The following is an 18376-nucleotide window of genomic DNA, read 5'->3' on the forward strand; positions in this document are numbered from 1 at the left end:
CTGCCACCATCCCTGTCATCACGTACGAGACGGGCGCGGCGGCACCCCCGTGCCACCGCCGCGCCCGCCGTCCCGGCCCCTCCTCACCACCGACCGTACGGAGGCGCGGGGCACGCGGCTGATACGTGCGATCCCGTCGTCGATCTACCAGCCGTTGCCGATCTTCACCGGCTGGATCTGCGAATAACCGCGCACGCTCTGGCCGGGGTACAGCCACAGGTCCCGGGTGGCGTCGTTGCGTTCCACGATGTCGACATGCCCGTCCCGGTCCCAGTCGGTCAGGCCGAAGAACGTCACGCCGGTCCAGCCGTTGCCGATCTTGTACCGCGTGGTGAGCGTGTTCAGCGTGCCGTTGCCCGGGTAGAGGAACAGGTCGCCGGAGTCGTTGTCGCGTACGACGATGTCGGCCTTGCCGTCCCTGTCGTAGTCGGCCACGCCGGCCGGGGTGAACTTGTTCGCGCCCTCCAGCAGCAGGGTGCCCGGGACGATCGTGCTCTTCGTGCGGGCGCCGTTGCCGTACAGCGCCCAGACGCGCCCGGAGGTGTTGTCCCGCAACAGGATGTCGACCTTGCCGTCGCGGTCCCAGTCGGACGTACCGATCGGCGAGTAGTTGAGGAACCCGAGCCCGTTGTTGTCGTTCAACACGATCGGGGTGGCCGTGGAGTAGCCGCGTTTGGCCTGCCCCGGGTACAGCCACAGGACCCCGGTGGTGTCGTTGCGCTCGACGATGTCCTTGTAGCCGTCGCGGTCCCAGTCGACGGCCGCGAAGAACGTCGTCCCGTTCCACCCGTTGCCGATCTTCACGGGGGTCGCCGTGGAGTAGCCCCGCTTGCTCTGGCCCGGGTAGAGGAACAGGTCACCGGTGGTGTCGTAGCGCGTGATGATGTCCTGGTGGCCGTCGTTGTCCCAGTCGGTCGCGCCGAAGGGCGTGTAGTACATGGGGGCCTTGTTCGCGTCGATGAACGACCGGGCCTGGGTGCCGACCGCCACCGAGCTGTAGGAGCCGCCCGACCCGCAGCCGGCGGCCTTCAGCACCCCGGCGATCACCGGGGTGTTGTTCGACGAGACGAGCAGCGGGCCGCCACTGTCGCCCTGGCACGGGCCCTTGTCCACCGGGAGCCGCTTGACGTCGGGGGCGTCGGTGATCGTGTTCTGGATGAAGGCGTAGGTGTACTGGAGGTTGCTCGGGAGCGTGCCGTCGGCCAGCCGTCCCCAGCCGGTGACGGTGCCCTGGTCCCAGGCTCCCGCGATGCCGCCGGGCCCGGGACCGTCGAACAGCGGCCACTCGTTCGAGTTCACCAGTCGGGCCGGGGTGATGTTGGTGATCGGCTCACTCAGCTGCCACAGGGCCACGTCGTTGAAACCGCTGACGTAGGAAGGGTTCACGACGACCCGTGAGACGCGCCGCAGCTGGCCGCCCTGCTCGTAGCGGGTGTTGCCGACTCGCACCCAGGTGTCACCCGTCGACTGCAGGGCCGGGTTGGGCACGAAGCAGTGGGTCGCGGTCAGCACCCAGCTCGGGTGGATCAGCGTCCCCGTGCAGAGGCCGGTGCCGTTGCTGTTGCGTACGCTCACCTGCGCGACGTACGGGAAGTCACCCGCCGCTGCCGGGTAACCCCCCACGACGGCGTGGGCCTCGGATGACGTGAGCGTGACGCCCGCGACCGCCAGGACGGCCGCCGTGGTTGCGGCGAACAACCGGTGGAACCTCATGTGAACCCCTCCCGCGAGGTGGCGGACCGTCCGCCATCCCGACATCAGGAGGTGTCACGCGAGGTGCTGATACGTCCACTCAGTGCGTGGCGTCGTACTGCTGCGCCCGCAACGCCCGGGCCACGGTGTCGCGACCCTCGACGACCAGCCGCTTGAGGGCCGCCTCGGCGTTCGCGCCCGCCCCGGACAACCAGCGGTCGGTCGCCTCGAGCACGAGTTGCGGCGGCTGGCTGTGCGGGTACAGCCCGACCACGATCTGGCTGGCCATCTCGTTGGTCCGCTGCGCCCAGACGTCGGTCAGCGCGGCGAAGTACGGCTCGACGTACGGCGCCAGCAGGCCCCGGTCGTGGACCCGGGTGAACCCGCCGATCACCGCGCCCTGCACCGTGTTCGGCAGTGAACCGTCCTCGACGACCTGCTGCCAGGCGTTGCGCTTGGCCTCTGCGGTCGGGACGGCGGCGCGCGCGGACGCGGCGTTCACCGAACCGCTCGCGGTGGCGTCCCGGTTCAGCTCGGCCGCGATCTCCGGCTCGCCGGCGCGGCCGCCGGCGACCAGCGAACCGAGCACCGACCAGCGCAGGTCGGTGTCGACGGCCAGCCCGGCCGGCACCTGCGAACCGTCGAGGAGGCCCGCCACGGCGTCGAGCTGACCGGGGGTGGTCGCGTGTCCGAGGAACGAGCGGGCCAGCAGCAGCTGCCGGTCACTGCCGGGTTCGGCCTCGCGCAGCAGCAGGAGCAGCCGGTCGGCGGCCGCCTCGGTGGTCACCTCGCGGTGGGTCGGCGCCACGTAGGCGTCGAGCGCCGCGCTCAGCTGGCGCAGCAGAGTCTGCGCGACGCTCGGGTCGGTGACGGAGTCGAGGTTGGCCAGCACCAGGTCGACGAACGCGCGGGCCGGCATCTCCGCGTCGCGGGTCATGTCCCAGGACGCACCCCAGACCAGGGTGGGCGGCAGGGAGTCCTCGAAGTGCCCGAGGTGGGCGTGGGCCGTGTCCAGGGAGACGTCGTCGAGCCGGATCTTCCCGTACGCGAGGTCGTCGTCGTTCACGAGAAGCAGCGCGGGCCGGGGCTTCCCGACCAGTTCCGGGACGTCGGTGGAGGCGCCGGCGACGTCGATCTCGACGCGCGACGTGCGTTGCAGCCGCCCCTCGACGACGTCGTACCCGCCGACCGCGAGCCGGTGCGGGCGCAGCCGCGGGTACTCGGCGGGTGCCTCCTGCTCGATGGCCGCCGCGGTGATCACCCCGGCGTCGTCGACCGAGAGGACCGGCCGCAGGGTGGTGACCCCCGCCGTCCGCAGCCACTCGTCGGCCCAGCCGGCCAGGTCCCGGCCGCTCGACTCCTCGAGGTGGCCGAGCAGGTCGGCCAGGGTCGTGTTGCCCCAGGCGTGCTGCTTGAAGTACTCGCGCAGCCCGGCGTCGAACGCGTCCTGCCCCACCCAGTGCACGAGCTGCTTCAGCACGGAAGCGCCCTTGGCGTAGGTGATCCCGTCGAAGTTGACCTCGACGTCCTCCAGGTCGCGGATGTCGGCGACGATCGGGTGGGTCGAGACGAGCTGGTCCTGCCGGTAGGCCCAGGACTTCTCGGACGACAGGAACGTGGTCCACGAGCTGGACCACTGGGTGGCCTCGGCCTGGCACCGGGTCGAGGCGTACTCGGCGAACGACTCGTTCAGCCACAGGTCGTCCCACCAGCGCATGGTCACCAGGTCGCCGAACCACATGTGGGCCAGCTCGTGCAGGATCGTCAGGGCCCGTCGCTCGATCAGGGCCTCGGTGACCTTCGAGCGGAACACGTAGACCTCGGTGATGGTCACCGCGCCCGCGTTCTCCATGGCGCCCGCGTTGAACTCGGGGACGAACAGCTGGTCGTACTTGGCGAACGGGTAGTCGCAGTCGAAGGTCTTCTCGAACCAGGCGAACCCGGCCCGCGTGACGTCCACGATGTTGTGCGCGTCGACATACTCCGCCAACGACTTCCGGCAGTAGACGCCGAGCGGGATCGTCCGCCCGTCGCGCACGGTCAGCTCGTCGTGCACCGTGTGGTAGGGGCCCGCGATCAGCGACGTCACGTACGTCGACAGCACCGGGGTGGGCGCGAACCGCCAGACCGAGCGCTCGTCGTCCAGCGGTTCGGGCTCGGGGGTGGGCGAGGTGGAGACGAGCTGCCAGCCGGACGGCGCGGTCACGGTGAACGCGTACGTCGCCTTCAGGTCGGGCTGGTCGAAGCAGGTGAAAACCCTTCGGGCGTCGGCCACCTCGAACTGGCTGTACAGGTAGACCTCGTCGTCGACCGGGTCGACGAACCGGTGCAGGCCCTCGCCCGTGTGCATGTACTCCCCGTCGGCCACGACCCGCAGCTCGTTGCTCGCCGCCAGGCCCGGCAGCGCGATGCGCGCCGTGCTGACGACCGCGTCGAGCGGGAGCGACGTCCCGTTCAGGACCACCTCATGCACCGTCGGCGCGATGAGGTCGATGAACGTGTCGGTGCCCGGGGTGCTGCAGTCGAAGCGCACCGTCGTGGTGCTGCGGAACGTCTCGGCCCCGGTGGTCAGGTCGAGCTCGACCGCGTAGTCGTGCACGGTGAGGAGGGCGGCGCGGGCGGCCGCCTCGTCGCGGGTCAGGTTCGTACCGGGCACGGTGCTCCTTCAGGACGACTGCTCGGACGGCGTCGGCCGCCCGATTCTGTCACCTCACCCCGGCCTCGGCTCGGCCGATCGGGGCGGGCCGGGGGATGGAATCGCGGAGTTTTGGTGTTGTGGTCAACCATTGCTGTGGGCGAACTTGTCTGCCCAGCTCAGAGTGCCGAGGAGACCACCTGATGACCGACCGCGCTGATCGTGCCGACTTCTGGTTCGACCCGCTCTGCCCGTTCGCCTGGGCCACGTCGCGATGGATCCTGGAGGTCGAGAAGGTCCGACCGGTCGCGGTGACCTGGCACGTGATGAGCCTGTCGGTGCTCAACGAGGGGCGCGACCTGAACCCCGAGTACCGGGACCTGATGGACCGCGGCTGGGGCCCGGTCCGGGTGATCACCGCGGCCCAGGAACTGCACGGGTACGAGGTCGTCAAGCCGCTCTACGACGCGATGGGCGCGGCCATCCACCGCGACAAGGTCAAGGACTACGACGTCGTGATCGAGCGCGCGCTCGCCGAGGTCGGGCTGCCGGCCGAACTCGCGCGCTTCGCCCACGACGACGAGTACGACAAGCAGCTGCGGGCCAGCCACGACGAGGGCATCACGCAGGTGGGCCAGGAGGTCGGCACCCCGATCGTGGCCTTCAACGGCGCCGCGTTCTTCGGCCCCGTGATCACGCAGATCCCGAAGGGCGAGGACGCCGGGCGCATGTGGGACGCGAGCGTCACCCTCGCCGGCTTCCCGTACTTCTTCGAGATCAAGCGCACCCGGACGGAAACGCCCGCCTACGAGTGACGCCGGCGCGGCGGTAACGCCAACCGCACGAGGTGCTTGCTCACGCTGGCCACCTGGCGCCACATCGGGCCCGTCTTGTACGGCACTCCGTACCGCGCGCAGATCTCCTGCAGCTCGGCGCTGAGCATCCGGTAGCGACGCGCGGGCAGGTCGGGGAACAGGTGGTGCTCGACGTGCAGGCTGAGGTTGCCCGTCATCAGGTGCATGAGCCGCCCGCCCGAGATGTTGGACGACGACACGATCTGCCGCACGTACCAGGCGGCCCGCGTCTCGCCCTCGACGTCCTCGGCCCGGAACACGACCGAGCCGTCCGGGAAGTGCCCGCAGGCGATCACGGCGAAGGCCCACACGTTGCGCACGCCGTTCGCGGCCAGGTTGCCCAGCGCCGTGGAGACGAACAGCGGCCCGGTCAGGGCCGGGAACAGGATGTAGTCCTTCAGCACCTGGCGGGCCGCCTTGCGGCGGGTCTGGCGCAGGAGCGGGCGGTTCTCCTCCCAGGTGCGCCGGCCCGCGTGCGTGTTGTCCAGCTCGAGGGCGTGCAGCGCGACGCCCCACTCGAACATCGAGCCCAGCACCAGGGCGTACAGCGGGTTGCCGAGGTAGTAGGGCCGCCAGCGCTGTTCGTCGGTGACCCGGATGACGGCGTAGCCCAGGTCCCGGTCCTTGCGCAGCACGTTGGTGTACGTGTGGTGCACGACGTTGTGGGTGTACTTCCACTGCGCCGAGGGGCACACGTTGTCCCACTCGAACGTGCGCGAGTTGAGGGTGGGGTCACGCATCCAGTCGTACTGGCCGTGCATGACGTTGTGCCCGATCTCCATGTTGTCGATGATCTTCGCGGCGCCCAGGGCGAGGACGCCGGCCACCCACGCGGGGGGCAGGAAACCCACGAAGAAGAGGCCGCGCCCGCCGATCTCCAGCCAGCGACGGATCTTGAGGACGCGGCGGATGTAGGCGGCGTCCTCGGCGCCGAGATCGGCCTGGTGCCGGTGCCGGAGGGCGTCGATCTCGCGGCCGAAGGCCTCCACCTCCGCGGCGGACAGGGAACGCTCCAGGTGGTAGACGCCTGCGTCGAGGTCACGGCCGGCCACGGCCGGGGCGCCGGGGGTCAGGGGTTGCGCGGTCATCACGGGTCCTCTCGTGGGTCGGGGTCAAAGGTCGACGGTGACGTCGCCGACCGGGACGCAGACGCACGCCTGCACCTCCTGGTCGGGTTCGGTCCCGATCTCGTCCGTGAGCACGTTGCGCACCACGCCCGTGTGCTTCACCTGCAGGCAGCCGTGGCAGATGCCCATCCGGCACCCGGACTCGGGGTGCAACCCGGCGGCCTCGGCCTGGGCGAGCAGCGGGCGGCCGTCGTTGGGCCGCGCCACCCCGCTGCGGGTGAAGGTGAGCGTCCCGCCCGCGACGGCGTCCCTCACCTGGAGCCCCTCGCCCTCCAGCCGGTACCGCTCCACGTGCAGCAGGTCGCCCAGGTCCTCCGCCTGGTAGGCGCGTTCGACCGCCTCCCTCAGCCCGCGGGGACCGCACAGGTAGGTGGGCGCGTCGGCCCACCAGGGCGCCGCGGCCAGGAGGTGGTCGAGCTGGAAGTGGCCGCGCAGCCGGCTCGTCGCGCCGGGACCGGTGTGGACGATCACCAGGCGCAGGCGGGGCCAGGCCGCCGCCAGCCGGGCGAGCTCGCCCGCGTACGGCACGTGCTCGGCGTCGCGCGCGTAGTGCAGGAACGCGACCTCGCCGACGTGCCCCTCGTCGTGCAGCGTGCGCAGCATCGACATCACCGGTGTGATGCCGCAGCCGGCGCTGATCATCGTCAGGCGCAGCGGCCTCGGGTCCGGCAGGACGAACTCGCCCTCGGCCCGGGACAGGTGGACGACGGTGCCCACCGCGCCCGGGTGCGTCAGCACGGGGGACACCACTCCGTCCGGCCGGTGCCGGACGGTCAGCTCCAACCGCCGCCCACGGGCGTGCTCCGACAGCACCGGGGAGAAGCACCGGCTGCGCAGCACGCCGTCGATCTCGACGGCGACGCGAACGTACTGTCCGGCCCGGTGTCCCCGCCAGGCGCGGTTCGTCTTCAGGCTGAGCGTCGTGGTGTCGGCCGTCTGCGGCCGGACCCGGGTCACCACCGCCCGCCCCTCGTGCAGCAGGTTGAGCGAGGTGCCCAGTTCCAGGTAGCGGTCCGGGTCCGCCGGGTACGTCAGCGCCTGGGCGAGGCCGGCCACCGCCCGCCGGCTGACCTCGGCCGGGGTGAGCCATGCACGGGTTCCGCCGGTCGTCGAAGCCTTCATCGTCGCCTCCTGCTGTCGTCGTCGGCCAGCAGGCTAGGCGCGGAAACCTACGGTTCCGTAGGTGCGGAGAGTCCCCTTCCGCGGGACCTACGGCCTCTTGCTCCGCGGTGCGGTGGTGTGCGTCGACCGGGCGGCGCCGGATGCCACACTGTGCGCCATGCGCGTTCACCTCGGCTCCGACCACGCCGGTCTGGAACTCAAGCAGCACCTGGCCGCCACGCTGGCCGCCGATGGGCACGAGATCGTCGACCACGGCCCGCACGTCTACGACGCGCTGGACGACTACCCGCCCTTCTGCCTGCGCGCCGGTGAGGCGGTCGCCGCCGACCCGGGCGCGCTGTGCATCGTGATCGGCGGGTCCGGCAACGGCGAGCAGATCGCGGCCAACAAGGTGAAGGGCGTGCGTGCCGCCCTGGCCTGGTCGCTCGACACGGCGAAGCTGGCCCGCCAGCACAACGACGCCAACGTGCTCGCCATCGGGGCCCGCCAGCACAGCCTCGACGAGGCCACCACGTTCGCCCGGGCCTACGTCGCCGAGCCCTTCAGCCACGACCCGCGGCATCAGCGGCGGATCGACATGCTCAGCGCCTACGAGGCCGACGGCACCCTGCCGCCGCTGCCCGGCTCAGCCTGAGTAACGCTCCAGCCGCTCCTGCATCGCGGCGTAGGGCGTCGCCGCCGTCGGCGTCCCGCAGCCCGGTGACCGACGCGACCGCCGCGTCGATCGCGGCCCGGTAGGGCAGCGACCCGGAACTCACCCGGCGGACGCCGAGCGCCCCCAGGTCGGCCAGGGTCAGGCCCCGTCGGGCTGGCCACCGGCGGCACCGACCCCGAAGCTGGTGGTCGCGACCGCGCGAAAACCCGCGTCCACGAACGCGATCACCGAACCCAGGTCCCAGGCGTCGGGCAGCAGCAGGGGGCCGTCGCCGTCGTGCAGGTCCCGAAGGTCGTCACGGCGTCCCGTCCTCACGCACGCGGAGGTAGGCGATCGCCAGGTCGACGAGTTCGTCGGCCAGACGCGACCATTCGATCGGCAACCCCGAGATGAACGTGGCCGACTCCACCCGTCGTTCCAGCGTCGCGAAGAGCATCCGGTAGAGGACGTCGAGCGCCGTGGCCGGGTCGGGGTGCTCGATCCGGTCGTGGAAGGGACCGGTCGCGGTCAGCACCTCGGCGAACACCTGACTGGCGGCGGCCTCGGCGCGCTTCTCCAGTTCGGGATGGGTGCGGGCGCCGGCGCTGAACGCCCGGATCAGGGCCTCGTGCTGGGCGAAGGCGTCCACGGCGGCGGTGATGACGACGCGCACGACCCGGCGGGCGGCGTCCCCCCGCCCCTCAGCCCCCTCCGCGCCCGCCTCGGGCGCGAGGGCCTGCACGACCCGGCTGCCGACGGCCAGCGAGACCGTGGCCAGGAAGCGTTCCTGGGCGGCGAGCACCAGCGCGGTCTTGTCCCCGAACCGGCCGTAGATGGCGCCGACCGAGACGCCCGCGCGGCTCGCCACGGCCCCCACGGTCACCGCGTCGAGCGACCCCTCGGCCGCCAGGTCCAGCACGGCGGCCAGCACGCGTTCCGTCGACGCGCGGCTGCGTTCCTGTCGGGGGGTGCGCATGGACGCGGTCGTCATCTAGTATCCGAACCCTCGTTCGCATTCTGGATGGAGCAAGGACGCCCATGGTGACACCAGAACCGCCCGGACCGCAGGTGTCCCGGCGCGGCGCCTTCCAGATGGCCGGTCTCGCGGGGGTCGGACTGCTCGGCGGGTCGAAGCCGGCGGGCATCCAGCCGAAGGACTCGGCGCCCTTCAGCTGCATCCCGCGCTACCTGGGCTACCGCGAGGCCGACCTGGCCAAGCCGTACGCGAGCTTCTTCACGGGAAAGACCGCACCGGTGCAACCGCAGGTCACGCAGGCGCTCGCGGCCGGGCCGTTCGACCCGGCCCTGGGCGTCCCGCTCGGCAGGCTGGACGACGAGCTGTCGATCTCGGGGTACTCGGCGGTCGAGACCGGGTACACGATCCTCGGCAACGGGCAGGCGCTCGTGGCGTGCCTGACGGACATGCCGGGCGTGCGACCCGAGATGTGGGACTGGTGGTTCGGGTGGCACAGCTGGGAGAGCGCCCGCTACAAGCTGTGGCACCCCGACGCCCACGAGGTCGCGGTGATGCGCGAGGACCGCTCCGGAGACCGGACGCTCAGCGACCGCGAGCGCTACGTCGGGAACACGTCCTTCGTCGACGAGTACATCGGGCCGCATCTGGAGCAGCTGGCCATCCGGTTCCGTGACCCGGCCGCCGCCGGGTTCTCGGCGAAGGCCCGCGCCGGCGCGCTGATCTACGCGCGCGTCGGCAGCAGCATGGCCCCCGTCGACCTCGGCTGGGTGGTGCACCAGGTGCGGGCCACGCCCACCGGGTCCGAGATGCGTTCGCGGTTCTACCTCAACGTGCCGGGGGTCGCGTCGGTGCTCGACCTGAACACCGGCTGCGGGCTGGTGCGAGGCCTGGCTCCGCTGCCGAACCTGCCGTTCGGCAAGGACTTCGCGGCCCACCTGATGCAGCACTGCGGCGCCGAGATGAACCACCTGTCGCGGTTCCTGCCCGACCTCTACGCGAGGTTCAAGGACACTCCCTGACCGGACCCCGGGGGTCAGGGCCCGGGGTCCCGGTCAGGGAGGCTCGCTCAGGCGGGCTCGCTCAGGCGGCGGCGGTCGCGTCCGCGGCCGCCAGCACGGCCTCGTGCACGAAACCCAGCTTCCCGATCACGGTGGGGGACAGCACGAACGGGTAGAGGTCGTCCTTGCCCATGCTCCGGTTCACGGCGTTCAGCGCGTAGGTCAACGGCAACCAGGTGTCGATCTGCTGCTGGATGTCGCTGACCTTCTCCGTCGGCACGGCCACCAGCGGGTCCGACGGGGTGCGCAGCCCCTTCGAGGTCGCCGCGCGCGGACCGACCACGACGATCCCCGCGGCCGCCGCCGTCTGCAGGGTGTCGCGCTGGTGCAGGTAGTGGGCGAACGTCTCGGCCCAGTCCTCCCACGGGTGCATGGTCGCGTAGGCGGAGACGTAGCTCTCCTCCCAGCCCGCCGGCGCGCCCTCCTCGTAGTGCCGTTCGATCGCGTCGGCGTAGCTGGCCTCCTCGTCGCCGAAGAGTTCCCGGAACCTCTCGAGCCGCTCGGTCCCCTCGACCAGGACCGTCCAGTAGTAGTGCCCGGTCTCGTGCCGCAGGTGGCCGAGCATCGTGCGGTACGGCTCGTCGAGCTGCACCCGCAGCGCCTCCCGGTGCGGGTCGTCGCCCTCGGCCAGGTCGATGGTGACCACGCCGTCCGCGTGCCCGGTGGTGACCTGCTCGCCCTGCGCGCTGGAGAGCAGGTCGAACGTGAGACCGTGCTCCGGGTCCTGCTCCAGCGGGACGACGGGCAGCTGCAGGTCGATCAGCTGGTACACGAGCCGGCGCTTGGCCTGCTCGGTCACCGCCCACTGCTCCATCCCGACCGCGTCCGAGTCGGCCGGCCGGGTCCGGGTCAGCTCGCAGCTACGGCACAGCGGACCGTCGGCGCTGGCCTCGACGCCCGCCTCGACCAGCCAATTGCAGCCCACCGCAAGGAGATTGGCGCACTGGACCTCGGTCTCGCCGTCGGGGTTGACCCAGACCAGCGACCCGTCGTCCGCCTCGGTGAGGGCCACGATCCGCATGGCCGAGGTCGAGAACCCCAACGGGGTGTCGCTGGCCAGGCAGACCGAGTTCTCGAAGAAGACGAGGGCGTCACAGACGTCGCAGGTGAAAGTTCGCACAACTGGGGATCTTATGTCTCAGACGTGACGGCGCAGGTCGAGTGTCGTCGGGTACTCCCCGAAGCCCGCGTACCCACCCCGCGGGTCGACGGCCGCCAGTCCCACCGGGGCCAACGTGCCGGCGGGCCGGTGGGACAGGTCGATCCGCCCCGGCGTGTGCGCCGTCGTCTCGAACCGCGAGACCCGCCGCGTCTCCGCCTCGGCCGCGTTCACGGGGTACGTGTCGTAGGCCAGGCCGCCCGGGTGTGAGACGTGGTACCGGAAACCCCCCAGCGATCGGCCGTTCCACCGGTCGACCACGTCGAAGGTCAACGGGGCCTGGACGGGGATGGTCGGGTGCAGCTTGGACGGCGGCTGCCAGGCGGTGAACCGGACGCCGGCCGCGGCCTCGCCCACCGTCCCGGTCGAGCCGAGCGGCACCGGCACCCCGTTCACGGTGATCACGTGCCGCTCCGGGACGACGCCCCGGGCCCGCAGCTCGACCCGCTCCACCGACGAGTCGACGAACCGTGAGGTGCCCGAGCCGGTGGCCTCCTCGCCCAGCACGTGCCAGGGCTCGATCGCCTGGCGCAGCTCGAGCTCGACCCCGCCCACCTCGACGGAACCCAGCCGGGGGAAGCGGAAGTCGATGAACGGGTCGAGCCAGTCGCTCTCGAAGTCGATGCCGTGGGCGTTCAGGTCGTCGACCACGTCGGCGATGTCGCGGGCCGCCCCGCCCGGCAGCAGGAACCGGTCGTGCAGCTGGGTGCCCCAGCGCACCAGCGGCCCGCGGTACGGCTCGTTCCAGAACCGGGCCACCAGGGAACGCACGAGCAGCTGCTGCACCAGGGACATCTGCGGGTGCGGCGGCATCTCGAACGCGCGCAGTTCCAGCAGGCCGAGTCGGCCGCGCTGGGAGTCGGGGGAGTAGAGCTTGTCGATGCAGAACTCGGCCCGGTGCGTGTTGCCGGTCAGGTCGGTGAGCAGGTGGCGCAGCGCCCGGTCGACGACCCACGGCGGGGCCGGCGCGTCGCCGCGGGCGGCCGCGTCCAGCTCGGCGAAGGCGACCTCCAGCTCGTAGACCGCCTCGTGCCGGGCCTCGTCGACCCGCGGCGCCTGGCTGGTCGGGCCGACGAACCGCCCCGAGAACAGGTACGACAGCGACGGGTGGTGCTGCCAGTAGGTGAGCATGCTGCGCAGCAGGTCGGGCCGGCGCAGCAGGGGTGAGTCGGCCGGGGTGGCGCCGCCCAGGGTCAGGTGCGAGCCGCCCCCGGTGCCGGTGTGCAGGCCGTCGACGTCGAACTTCTCGGTGGCCAGGCCGGACGCGCGGGCGTCGGCGTCGAGCCCCTCGGTGATCTCCACGACCTCCGCCCACGACGAGGCGGGTTGCACGTTGACCTCGATCACGCCCGGGTCGGGGGTGACCGTCAGGGACGACGTGCGCGGGTCGGAGGGGATCGGATACCCCTCGAGGACGACGCGCTGCCCGCTGGCGCGGGCCGCCGACTCGACGGCGGCGAGCAGGTCGAGCGCGTGTTCGAGGTGCGTCAGCGGCGGCAGGAACACGTGCAGGTGGCCGTCGCGCTCCTCGACGCACAGGGCCGTCCGCTCGGAGCCGTCCCCGCCCAGCCACGCCTCGGGAGTACTTGCGACGGAGTCGGTTTCGTCAGTGTCGGCCGGGGTGGCGGAGCCGCTGAGCCCGGTGCGCCCGGCGGCGCCCCGTTTCCCGGCCTTCGGTGCGCGGGTCGGGTCCGCGTCGTCGGAGGCACCGCTCAACCGGCCCTGGAGCCGCGGGCCGTAACGCGTCAGGTAGGACTCGGCCAGCGGCCCCCGGGGCTCCAGCGGCGAACGTTCGGCCGGCGGCGGGGGCGGCGACCAGGAGAGCCCCTGCAGCGGCAGGCGCAGCCCCAGCGGCGAGGTGCCCGGGGTGAGGATGAGCTTGCCGCGCCGGAACTCCCACTTCGCGGTGCCCCACCCGTTGCCGGTGTGGTGCAGCGGCAGCACCCAACCCCGCGGGTGGCCGGGGTCGGCGTCGAGCTCGTTCAGCAGCTTGCGGACCTTCTCGGCCCGCTCGTCGGGATCGGCCAGGGCGGGGTCCGCCGGGTCGACGTCCACCTCCGGCTCGGGCCCGCGGGGCAGCAGGTTCTCCTGCCAGATCGCGTAGAGCGCGTCCTCGTAGGCCGGCAGCAACGCGGTGTTCGGCAGGCCGAGCAGTTGGGTCAACTCGACGGCCAGCGACCGGGCGGCGGCCCGGGACTCGGCGGACGACGGGGTCAGCGTCGCCTCGTCACCCGGGCTGTCGAGCAGCCCGTGGTCGCTCCACATCGCGCCGCCGTCCTTGCGCCAGGTCACGGCCATCTGCCAGCGCGGCAACGGTTCTCCGGGATACCACTTGCCCTGCCCGTGCTGCACCACGCCGCGGGGGGCCCAACGCTTCAGGGACCGGCGGGTGAGCTCGGCGGCCCGGCGCCGCTTGTCCGGGCCGTCGGCCGCCAGCGTCCACTCCGGGGACTCCATGTCGTCGACCGCCACGTAGGTGGGTTCACCCCCGGTGGTCAGCCGCACGTCGCCCTCCTCCAGCAGGGCGTCGACCTTGGCCCCCAGTGCGTTCACCCGGGCCCACTGGTCGAGGTCGTACGGCCGGGTCACCCGCGGGTCCTCGTGCACCCGGCGGACGGTGTTGGAGAACTCGAACTCGACCTCCGCCTTGCCGGTCGCCCCGGAGATGGGTGCGGCACTGACCGGGTGCGGGGTCGCGGCCAGCGGGATGTGCCCCTCGCCGGCGAACAGCCCCGAGGTGGAGTCCAGCCCGATCCACCCTGCGCCCGGCACGTAGACCTCGGTCCAGGCGTGCAGGTCGGTGAAGTCCTCGAACGGCCCGTCGACCGGGCGGTCGTGGCCGGGCGGCGGGTCGGGGGTGAGCTGGACCAGGTAGCCGGAGACGAACCGGGCGGCGAGGCCCAGCTTGCGTAGGGCGGAAACCAGCAGCCAGGCCGAGTCCCGGCACGAACCGATACCGCGGCGCAGGGTCTGGTCGGGCGACTGGACCCCGTGCTCCATCCGCACGGTGTACGCCACGTCGTTCGCGACCCGACTGTTGAGCTGGACCAGGAAGTCGACGATGCGCAGACCGTCGTCCGGCAGTTCCACGCCGTGCAGCCAGTCCAGTAGCAGCGGGCCCGGGCCGCTGCCCGGGCCGTACTCGTCGACCGACGCGAGGTAGGGGGTCAGCTCGGCCCGCAGTTGCGGCGGGTAGTGGAACGGGAAGGTCTCTGCGTAGTCCTCGACGAAGAAGTCGAACGGGTTGATCACGCTGAGGTCGGCGACGAGGTCGACCGTGAACGACAACTCGCGGGTCGGCTGGGGGAAGACCAGGCGGGCCAGGTAGTTGCCGAACGGGTCCTGCTGCCAGTTCAGGAAGTGCTCGGCGGGCTCGACCGTGAGGGAGTAGGCGCTGATCGGCGTGCGGCTGTGCGCGGCCGGGCGCAGCCGGACCACGTGCGGGTGCACCGTCGTGGGCCGGTCGAACCGGTAGACGGTGCGGTGCTCGAGCGCGACGCGGATGGTCAACGAGGCTCCTGGGGCGTGCCGGGGTGCTGCCGAATTGCTGTATCCCCATGACCTTCGCACGCTCGTGTTACACGAGGTGTGCGACCTTGCTCACCCCCAGGCAAATCGGCTTCACCCCATGAGGTCGGGCAGCACCTCGGCGGCCGCGACGGCCTCCAGCAGGAGCGGGCCCGGCAGCCGCAGCTTGGAGTGCCGCACCCCGCTGCCGATCACGATCGCCGGGTGCTCGGCCACGACCGGCGCGACCAGCAGGGGCCACCCGTCCGGCAGGCCGAGCGGGGTGATCCCCCCGTAGGCCATGCCCGTGGCCGCCTCGACCTCGGCCAGCGGGGCGAACGACGCCTTCCGTGCGTCCAGTCGACGCCGGACGGCGCCGTTGACGTCGGCCCGCCCGGTCGACATCACCAGGCAGGCGGCGTACCGGGTCTCGCCGCCGCGGCGCCCGGCCACGACCACGCAGTTCGCGGACTGCCCGGCGGTCACGTCGGTGGCCTCGACGAGGGCGGCGGTGTCGGCCAGCTCGGGGTCGATCGCGGTCACCTCGACCGCCGCCAGGCGCGGGTCGGCCGTCAGGGCCTCGAGGACGGCGGGGGCCAGCAGGTCCGGCCGCTCCAGGGCCGGGCTCCAGGTCAGGGCGATGCTCACGGCCGACATCTTTGCGCACCTCCCTCGTAACTCTTTGCACCTGAATAGTCACCTTGCGATACGGTCTAGGGCATGGTGAAGGTCCACGACCGGGCCGCCCCAGCCACCTCCGCCGGGGTGATCAAGCAGCGCAGCGTGCCACGGGCCGCGGCGCCCCCACGTCCCGCGCCGACCCGGCGGCGCCTCCTCGCCTACCGCGGGCCCGCGCGTCTCGAGATGGACGACGCCACCTGGTGGTCGGTCCTGGCCGGCTTCGGGGCCTCGTTCGCCCTGATCGCCACCCTCCGACCCGAACTCCTGCCCCTGGCCGGAGCCCTGCTCCTGCTGCTCGTAGGCCTGCTCCTCACCTCACCCGCCTACCTGCTGCTCGACGCGACCGTGGTGGGCGCCGTCGTCCTGGTGGCCATCACGCTGGCCAACCGCGACGTCCAGTGGCTGCCCACGCTCGAGCTCGTGATGATCGGCGCCCTCGTGCTCAGCTGCGCCCGGCAGCGCGAACGCCGCGGGGTGGCCGAGAAGATCGGCGGCGTCGACGAGGCCGACACGGTGCTGATCGACCTGCGCGACCGGCTGCGGGCCCGCACCGCCATCCCGCCGCTGCCCCGCGACTGGCACCTCGACGTCGAGCTGCGGCAGGCGGGCGGTGACCGGTTCGGCGGCGACTTCGTCCTGGCCGCCACCCCCGAACCCGGCCGGCTCGACGTCGTCGTCGTCGACGTGTCGGGCAAGGGCCGGACGGCGGGGGGCCGGGCCCTGCTCCTGGCCGGCGCCTTCGCGGCGCTGCTGGACTCCGTGCCGCAGGACCGGTTCCTGCCCATGGCCAACCAGCACGTGCTGCGGCACGGGGACGACGACGGGTTCGCGACCGCCGTCCACTTCAGTCTCGACCTGCTCACCGGCATCTTCGTGATCTCCGCCGCCGGGCACCCACCGGCCGCGCAGCACCACGCCGGGTCGGGCCGCTGGACGCTGCTCGAACCGCAGCAGGGCCTGCCGCTGGGGATCCTGCCCGACGCCGCCTACCCGGTCACGGCCGGACACCTGGCGCCCGGCGACGCGCTGATGCTCTACACCGACGGGCTGGTCGAGGCCGAGGGCGTCGACGTCAGCCGCGGCATCGACCGGTTGCTCGGCGCCGCCGAGGCCGTGCTGCTGCGCGGCGACGCCGGCAGCGCGCAACGGCTCGTCGACGCCATCGGCGGCACCGGCGACGACCGGGGCCTGGTCCTCCTGCACCGGCACTAGTACCCGCGTCACTAGGGTCCGTGTCGAAAACGGGGCCTCCCGTTCGACGTGACAGGTGAGACCCCACCGAGGAGGACCCCCATGAAGGTCATGGTGTTCGTGCAGATCGAGCCCAAGGACGAGACCGGCGAGATGCCCAGCGCGGAGCTGCTCGCCGCGATGGGCGCCTACAACGAGGAGCTCGTCGCGGCGGGCGTCATGCTCGACATGGGCGGGCTGAGCGCGACGTCGCAGAGCGTTCGCGTCGCCTTCCAGGGCGGCACGACGTCGGTCGTCGACGGGCCGTTCACGGAGTCCAAGGAGATCGTCGTCGGCTACTGGGTGTGGGAGGTCGGGTCCCTGGAGGAGGCCGTCGAGTGGGCCCGTCGCTGCCCGAGCGACCCGCACGACACCACGACCTCCTGGCTGGAGATCCGCCCCTGCATCTCGCTCGAGGAGTTCCGCGAGGCGCAGGGCTAGTGGACGTCCGGCGCTCGATCGAGGCGGTCTGGCGGATCGAGGGCCCGCGCCTGGTCGCCTCGCTCACGCGCCTGCTGGGGGACGTCGGGTGGGCCGAGGAGGTCGCGCAGGACGCCTTCGTCGCCGCGCTCGAGCAGTGGCCGCGCGACGGCGTCCCCGACCGGCCGGGCGCCTGGTTGACGGCCGTCGCGCGTAACCGGGCGGTCGACCGCGTCCGCCGCGAGCGTGGGCGCGACGCGCGCTACGCCCTGCTGGCCGAGCCGGCCGTCGAGGAGGCCCCCGCGCCCGAGGCGATCGGCGACGACCTGCTCGCGCTCGTGTTCGTCACCTGCCATCCGGTGCTGCCGCGCGAGTCGCGCGTGGCGCTGACGCTGCGGCTGCTCGGCGGGCTGAGCACCGAGGAGGTCGCGCGGGCGTTCCTCGTGCCGGCCACGACGATCGGGCAGCGGATCTCGCGGGCCAAGCGCACGTTGGCGGAGGCGCGGGTGCCGTTCGAGGTGCCGCAGGAGGACGAGCTGCCCGAGCGGCTGTCCGCGGTGCTCGAGGTCGTCTACCTCGTGTTCAACGAGGGCTACTCGGCCTCGAGCGGCGAGGCGTGGATCCGGCGCGACCTCGCGCGCGAGGCGATGCGGCTGGGGCGCGTGCTGGCCGGGCTGCTGCCTCGCGCGCCCGAGGTGCACGGCGTGGTGGCGCTGATGGAGCTGCAGGCATCCCGGTTCGGGGCCCGCACCGCGCCCGACGGTTCTGCGGTGCCGCTGCCCGAGCAGGACCGCACCCGCTGGGACCGGACCCTGATCGCGCACGGCCTCGCGGCCCTGGAGCGCGCGGTGGCCGTGCGGCGGCCGTTGGGCCCCTATGCCGTCCAGGCCGCGATCGCCGCCTGCCACGCGCGGGCCCGCTCGTTCGGGGAGACCGACTGGGAGGCGATCGTCGCCCTCTACGACGCGCTCGCCCAGCTGGCGCCGTCCCCGGTCGTCGAACTCAACCGTGCGGTCGCGGTCCTGTACGCCGACGGGCCCGAGGCCGCGCTGGCGGCACTCGACGCGGTCGCCCAGGACCCGCGGCTCGCCCGCTACCACCTGCTCGGTGCCACCCGGGCCGACGTCCTGCGGCGCCTGGGCCGGGACACCGAGGCGGACGACGAGCTGCGGCGGGCCGCGGCGCTCGCGCCCACCGGGCACGAACGCGACCTGCTGCGGTCGCGGATCCGCGACGAGAACACCGTGTCGCTCAAGTGGGGGACGTGACCGGACGACGGGC

15 protein-coding genes are annotated in these 18376 nt (G+C 72.3%); 6 read left to right on the forward strand and 9 right to left on the reverse strand.

Annotated features, from left to right (window positions below):
- Nucleotides 1-144: 144 nt before the first annotated feature.
- Nucleotides 145-1713, reverse strand: coding sequence for a trypsin-like serine protease (locus ACIB24_RS07435; RefSeq protein ID WP_398277490.1), 1569 nt, complete (start codon nucleotides 1711-1713; stop codon nucleotides 145-147).
- A 79-nt stretch (nucleotides 1714-1792) separates the two neighbouring features.
- A complete protein-coding gene (gene pepN / locus ACIB24_RS07440; protein ID WP_398277493.1) occupies nucleotides 1793-4348 on the reverse strand; it encodes an aminopeptidase N in 2556 nt (851 codons plus the stop codon).
- 182 nt (nucleotides 4349-4530) lie between these two features.
- On the opposite strand from pepN, the gene ACIB24_RS07445 reads away from it, so the two are divergent.
- Nucleotides 4531-5142: a mycothiol-dependent nitroreductase Rv2466c family protein gene (locus ACIB24_RS07445; protein ID WP_398277496.1), complete on the forward strand. Its 612-nt coding sequence runs from the start codon at nucleotides 4531-4533 to the stop codon at nucleotides 5140-5142.
- Here the strand turns inward: ACIB24_RS07445 and ACIB24_RS07450 are convergent.
- Nucleotides 5133-6269 carry a fatty acid desaturase family protein gene (locus ACIB24_RS07450; protein ID WP_398277499.1) on the reverse strand — a complete coding sequence of 379 codons (1137 nt, stop codon included), beginning with the start codon at nucleotides 6267-6269 and terminating at the stop codon, nucleotides 5133-5135. The genes ACIB24_RS07445 and ACIB24_RS07450 overlap by 10 nt on opposite strands.
- Nucleotides 6270-6293: 24 nt before the next feature.
- Complete coding sequence (locus ACIB24_RS07455; protein WP_398277502.1) at nucleotides 6294-7430, reverse strand: ferredoxin reductase; 1137 nt, start codon at nucleotides 7428-7430, stop codon at nucleotides 6294-6296.
- Nucleotides 7431-7587: 157 nt separating this feature from the next.
- Here ACIB24_RS07455 and ACIB24_RS07460 point away from each other — a divergent pair, with 157 nt between their 5' ends.
- Entirely contained in the window at nucleotides 7588-8064 is a 477-nt protein-coding gene (locus ACIB24_RS07460) for a ribose-5-phosphate isomerase (protein ID WP_398277505.1), read from the forward strand.
- Between the two features lie 159 nt (nucleotides 8065-8223).
- Here the strand turns inward: ACIB24_RS07460 and ACIB24_RS07465 are convergent, their stop codons facing one another.
- Both ACIB24_RS07465 and ACIB24_RS07470 read right to left on the reverse strand, forming a co-directional pair.
- Complete coding sequence (locus ACIB24_RS07465) at nucleotides 8224-8400, reverse strand: isocitrate lyase/phosphoenolpyruvate mutase family protein (RefSeq protein ID WP_398277508.1); 177 nt, start codon at nucleotides 8398-8400, stop codon at nucleotides 8224-8226.
- A complete protein-coding gene (locus ACIB24_RS07470; protein ID WP_398277511.1) occupies nucleotides 8381-9040 on the reverse strand; it encodes a TetR/AcrR family transcriptional regulator in 660 nt (219 codons plus the stop codon). Before ACIB24_RS07470 ends, ACIB24_RS07465 begins: the two co-directional genes overlap by 20 nt.
- 62 nt (nucleotides 9041-9102) lie before the next feature.
- On the opposite strand from ACIB24_RS07470, the gene ACIB24_RS07475 reads away from it, so the two are divergent.
- Nucleotides 9103-10059, forward strand: a complete 957-nt coding sequence (locus tag ACIB24_RS07475; protein ID WP_398277514.1) for a DAPG hydrolase family protein — start codon at nucleotides 9103-9105, stop codon at nucleotides 10057-10059.
- 61 nt (nucleotides 10060-10120) lie between these two features.
- Here the strand turns inward: ACIB24_RS07475 and ACIB24_RS07480 are convergent, their stop codons facing one another.
- The 3 genes from ACIB24_RS07480 to ACIB24_RS07490 form a co-directional block, all read right to left on the reverse strand.
- Nucleotides 10121-11218, reverse strand: a complete 1098-nt coding sequence (locus tag ACIB24_RS07480; protein ID WP_398277517.1) for a putative zinc-binding metallopeptidase — start codon at nucleotides 11216-11218, stop codon at nucleotides 10121-10123.
- An 18-nt stretch (nucleotides 11219-11236) separates the two neighbouring features.
- Nucleotides 11237-14767, reverse strand: a complete 3531-nt coding sequence (locus tag ACIB24_RS07485; protein WP_398277520.1) for a DUF2126 domain-containing protein — start codon at nucleotides 14765-14767, stop codon at nucleotides 11237-11239.
- 111 nt (nucleotides 14768-14878) lie between these two features.
- On the reverse strand, nucleotides 14879-15406 hold the full coding sequence (locus tag ACIB24_RS07490; protein ID WP_398278766.1) for a YbaK/EbsC family protein: 528 nt from the start codon (nucleotides 15404-15406) through the stop codon (nucleotides 14879-14881).
- A gap of 78 nt (nucleotides 15407-15484) precedes the next feature.
- Between ACIB24_RS07490 and ACIB24_RS07495 the strand changes: the two genes are divergently transcribed.
- The 3 genes from ACIB24_RS07495 (at nucleotide 15485) to ACIB24_RS07505 (ending at nucleotide 18363) form a co-directional block, all read left to right on the forward strand.
- Nucleotides 15485-16657 (forward strand): PP2C family protein-serine/threonine phosphatase, encoded by a 1173-nt coding sequence (locus tag ACIB24_RS07495; protein ID WP_398277523.1) that lies wholly within the window; start codon nucleotides 15485-15487, stop codon nucleotides 16655-16657.
- Between the two features lie 81 nt (nucleotides 16658-16738).
- Nucleotides 16739-17116 carry a YciI family protein gene (locus ACIB24_RS07500; RefSeq protein WP_398277526.1) on the forward strand — a complete coding sequence of 126 codons (378 nt, stop codon included), beginning with the start codon at nucleotides 16739-16741 and terminating at the stop codon, nucleotides 17114-17116.
- On the forward strand, nucleotides 17116-18363 hold the full coding sequence (locus ACIB24_RS07505; RefSeq protein ID WP_398277529.1) for an RNA polymerase sigma factor: 1248 nt from the start codon (nucleotides 17116-17118) through the stop codon (nucleotides 18361-18363). Before ACIB24_RS07500 ends, ACIB24_RS07505 begins: the two co-directional genes overlap by 1 nt.
- Nucleotides 18364-18376 lie beyond the last annotated feature (13 nt).

This window comes from Spongisporangium articulatum (assembly GCF_044465595.1).
Taxonomy (GTDB): Bacteria; Actinomycetota; Actinomycetes; order Actinomycetales; family Kineosporiaceae; genus Spongisporangium; species Spongisporangium articulatum.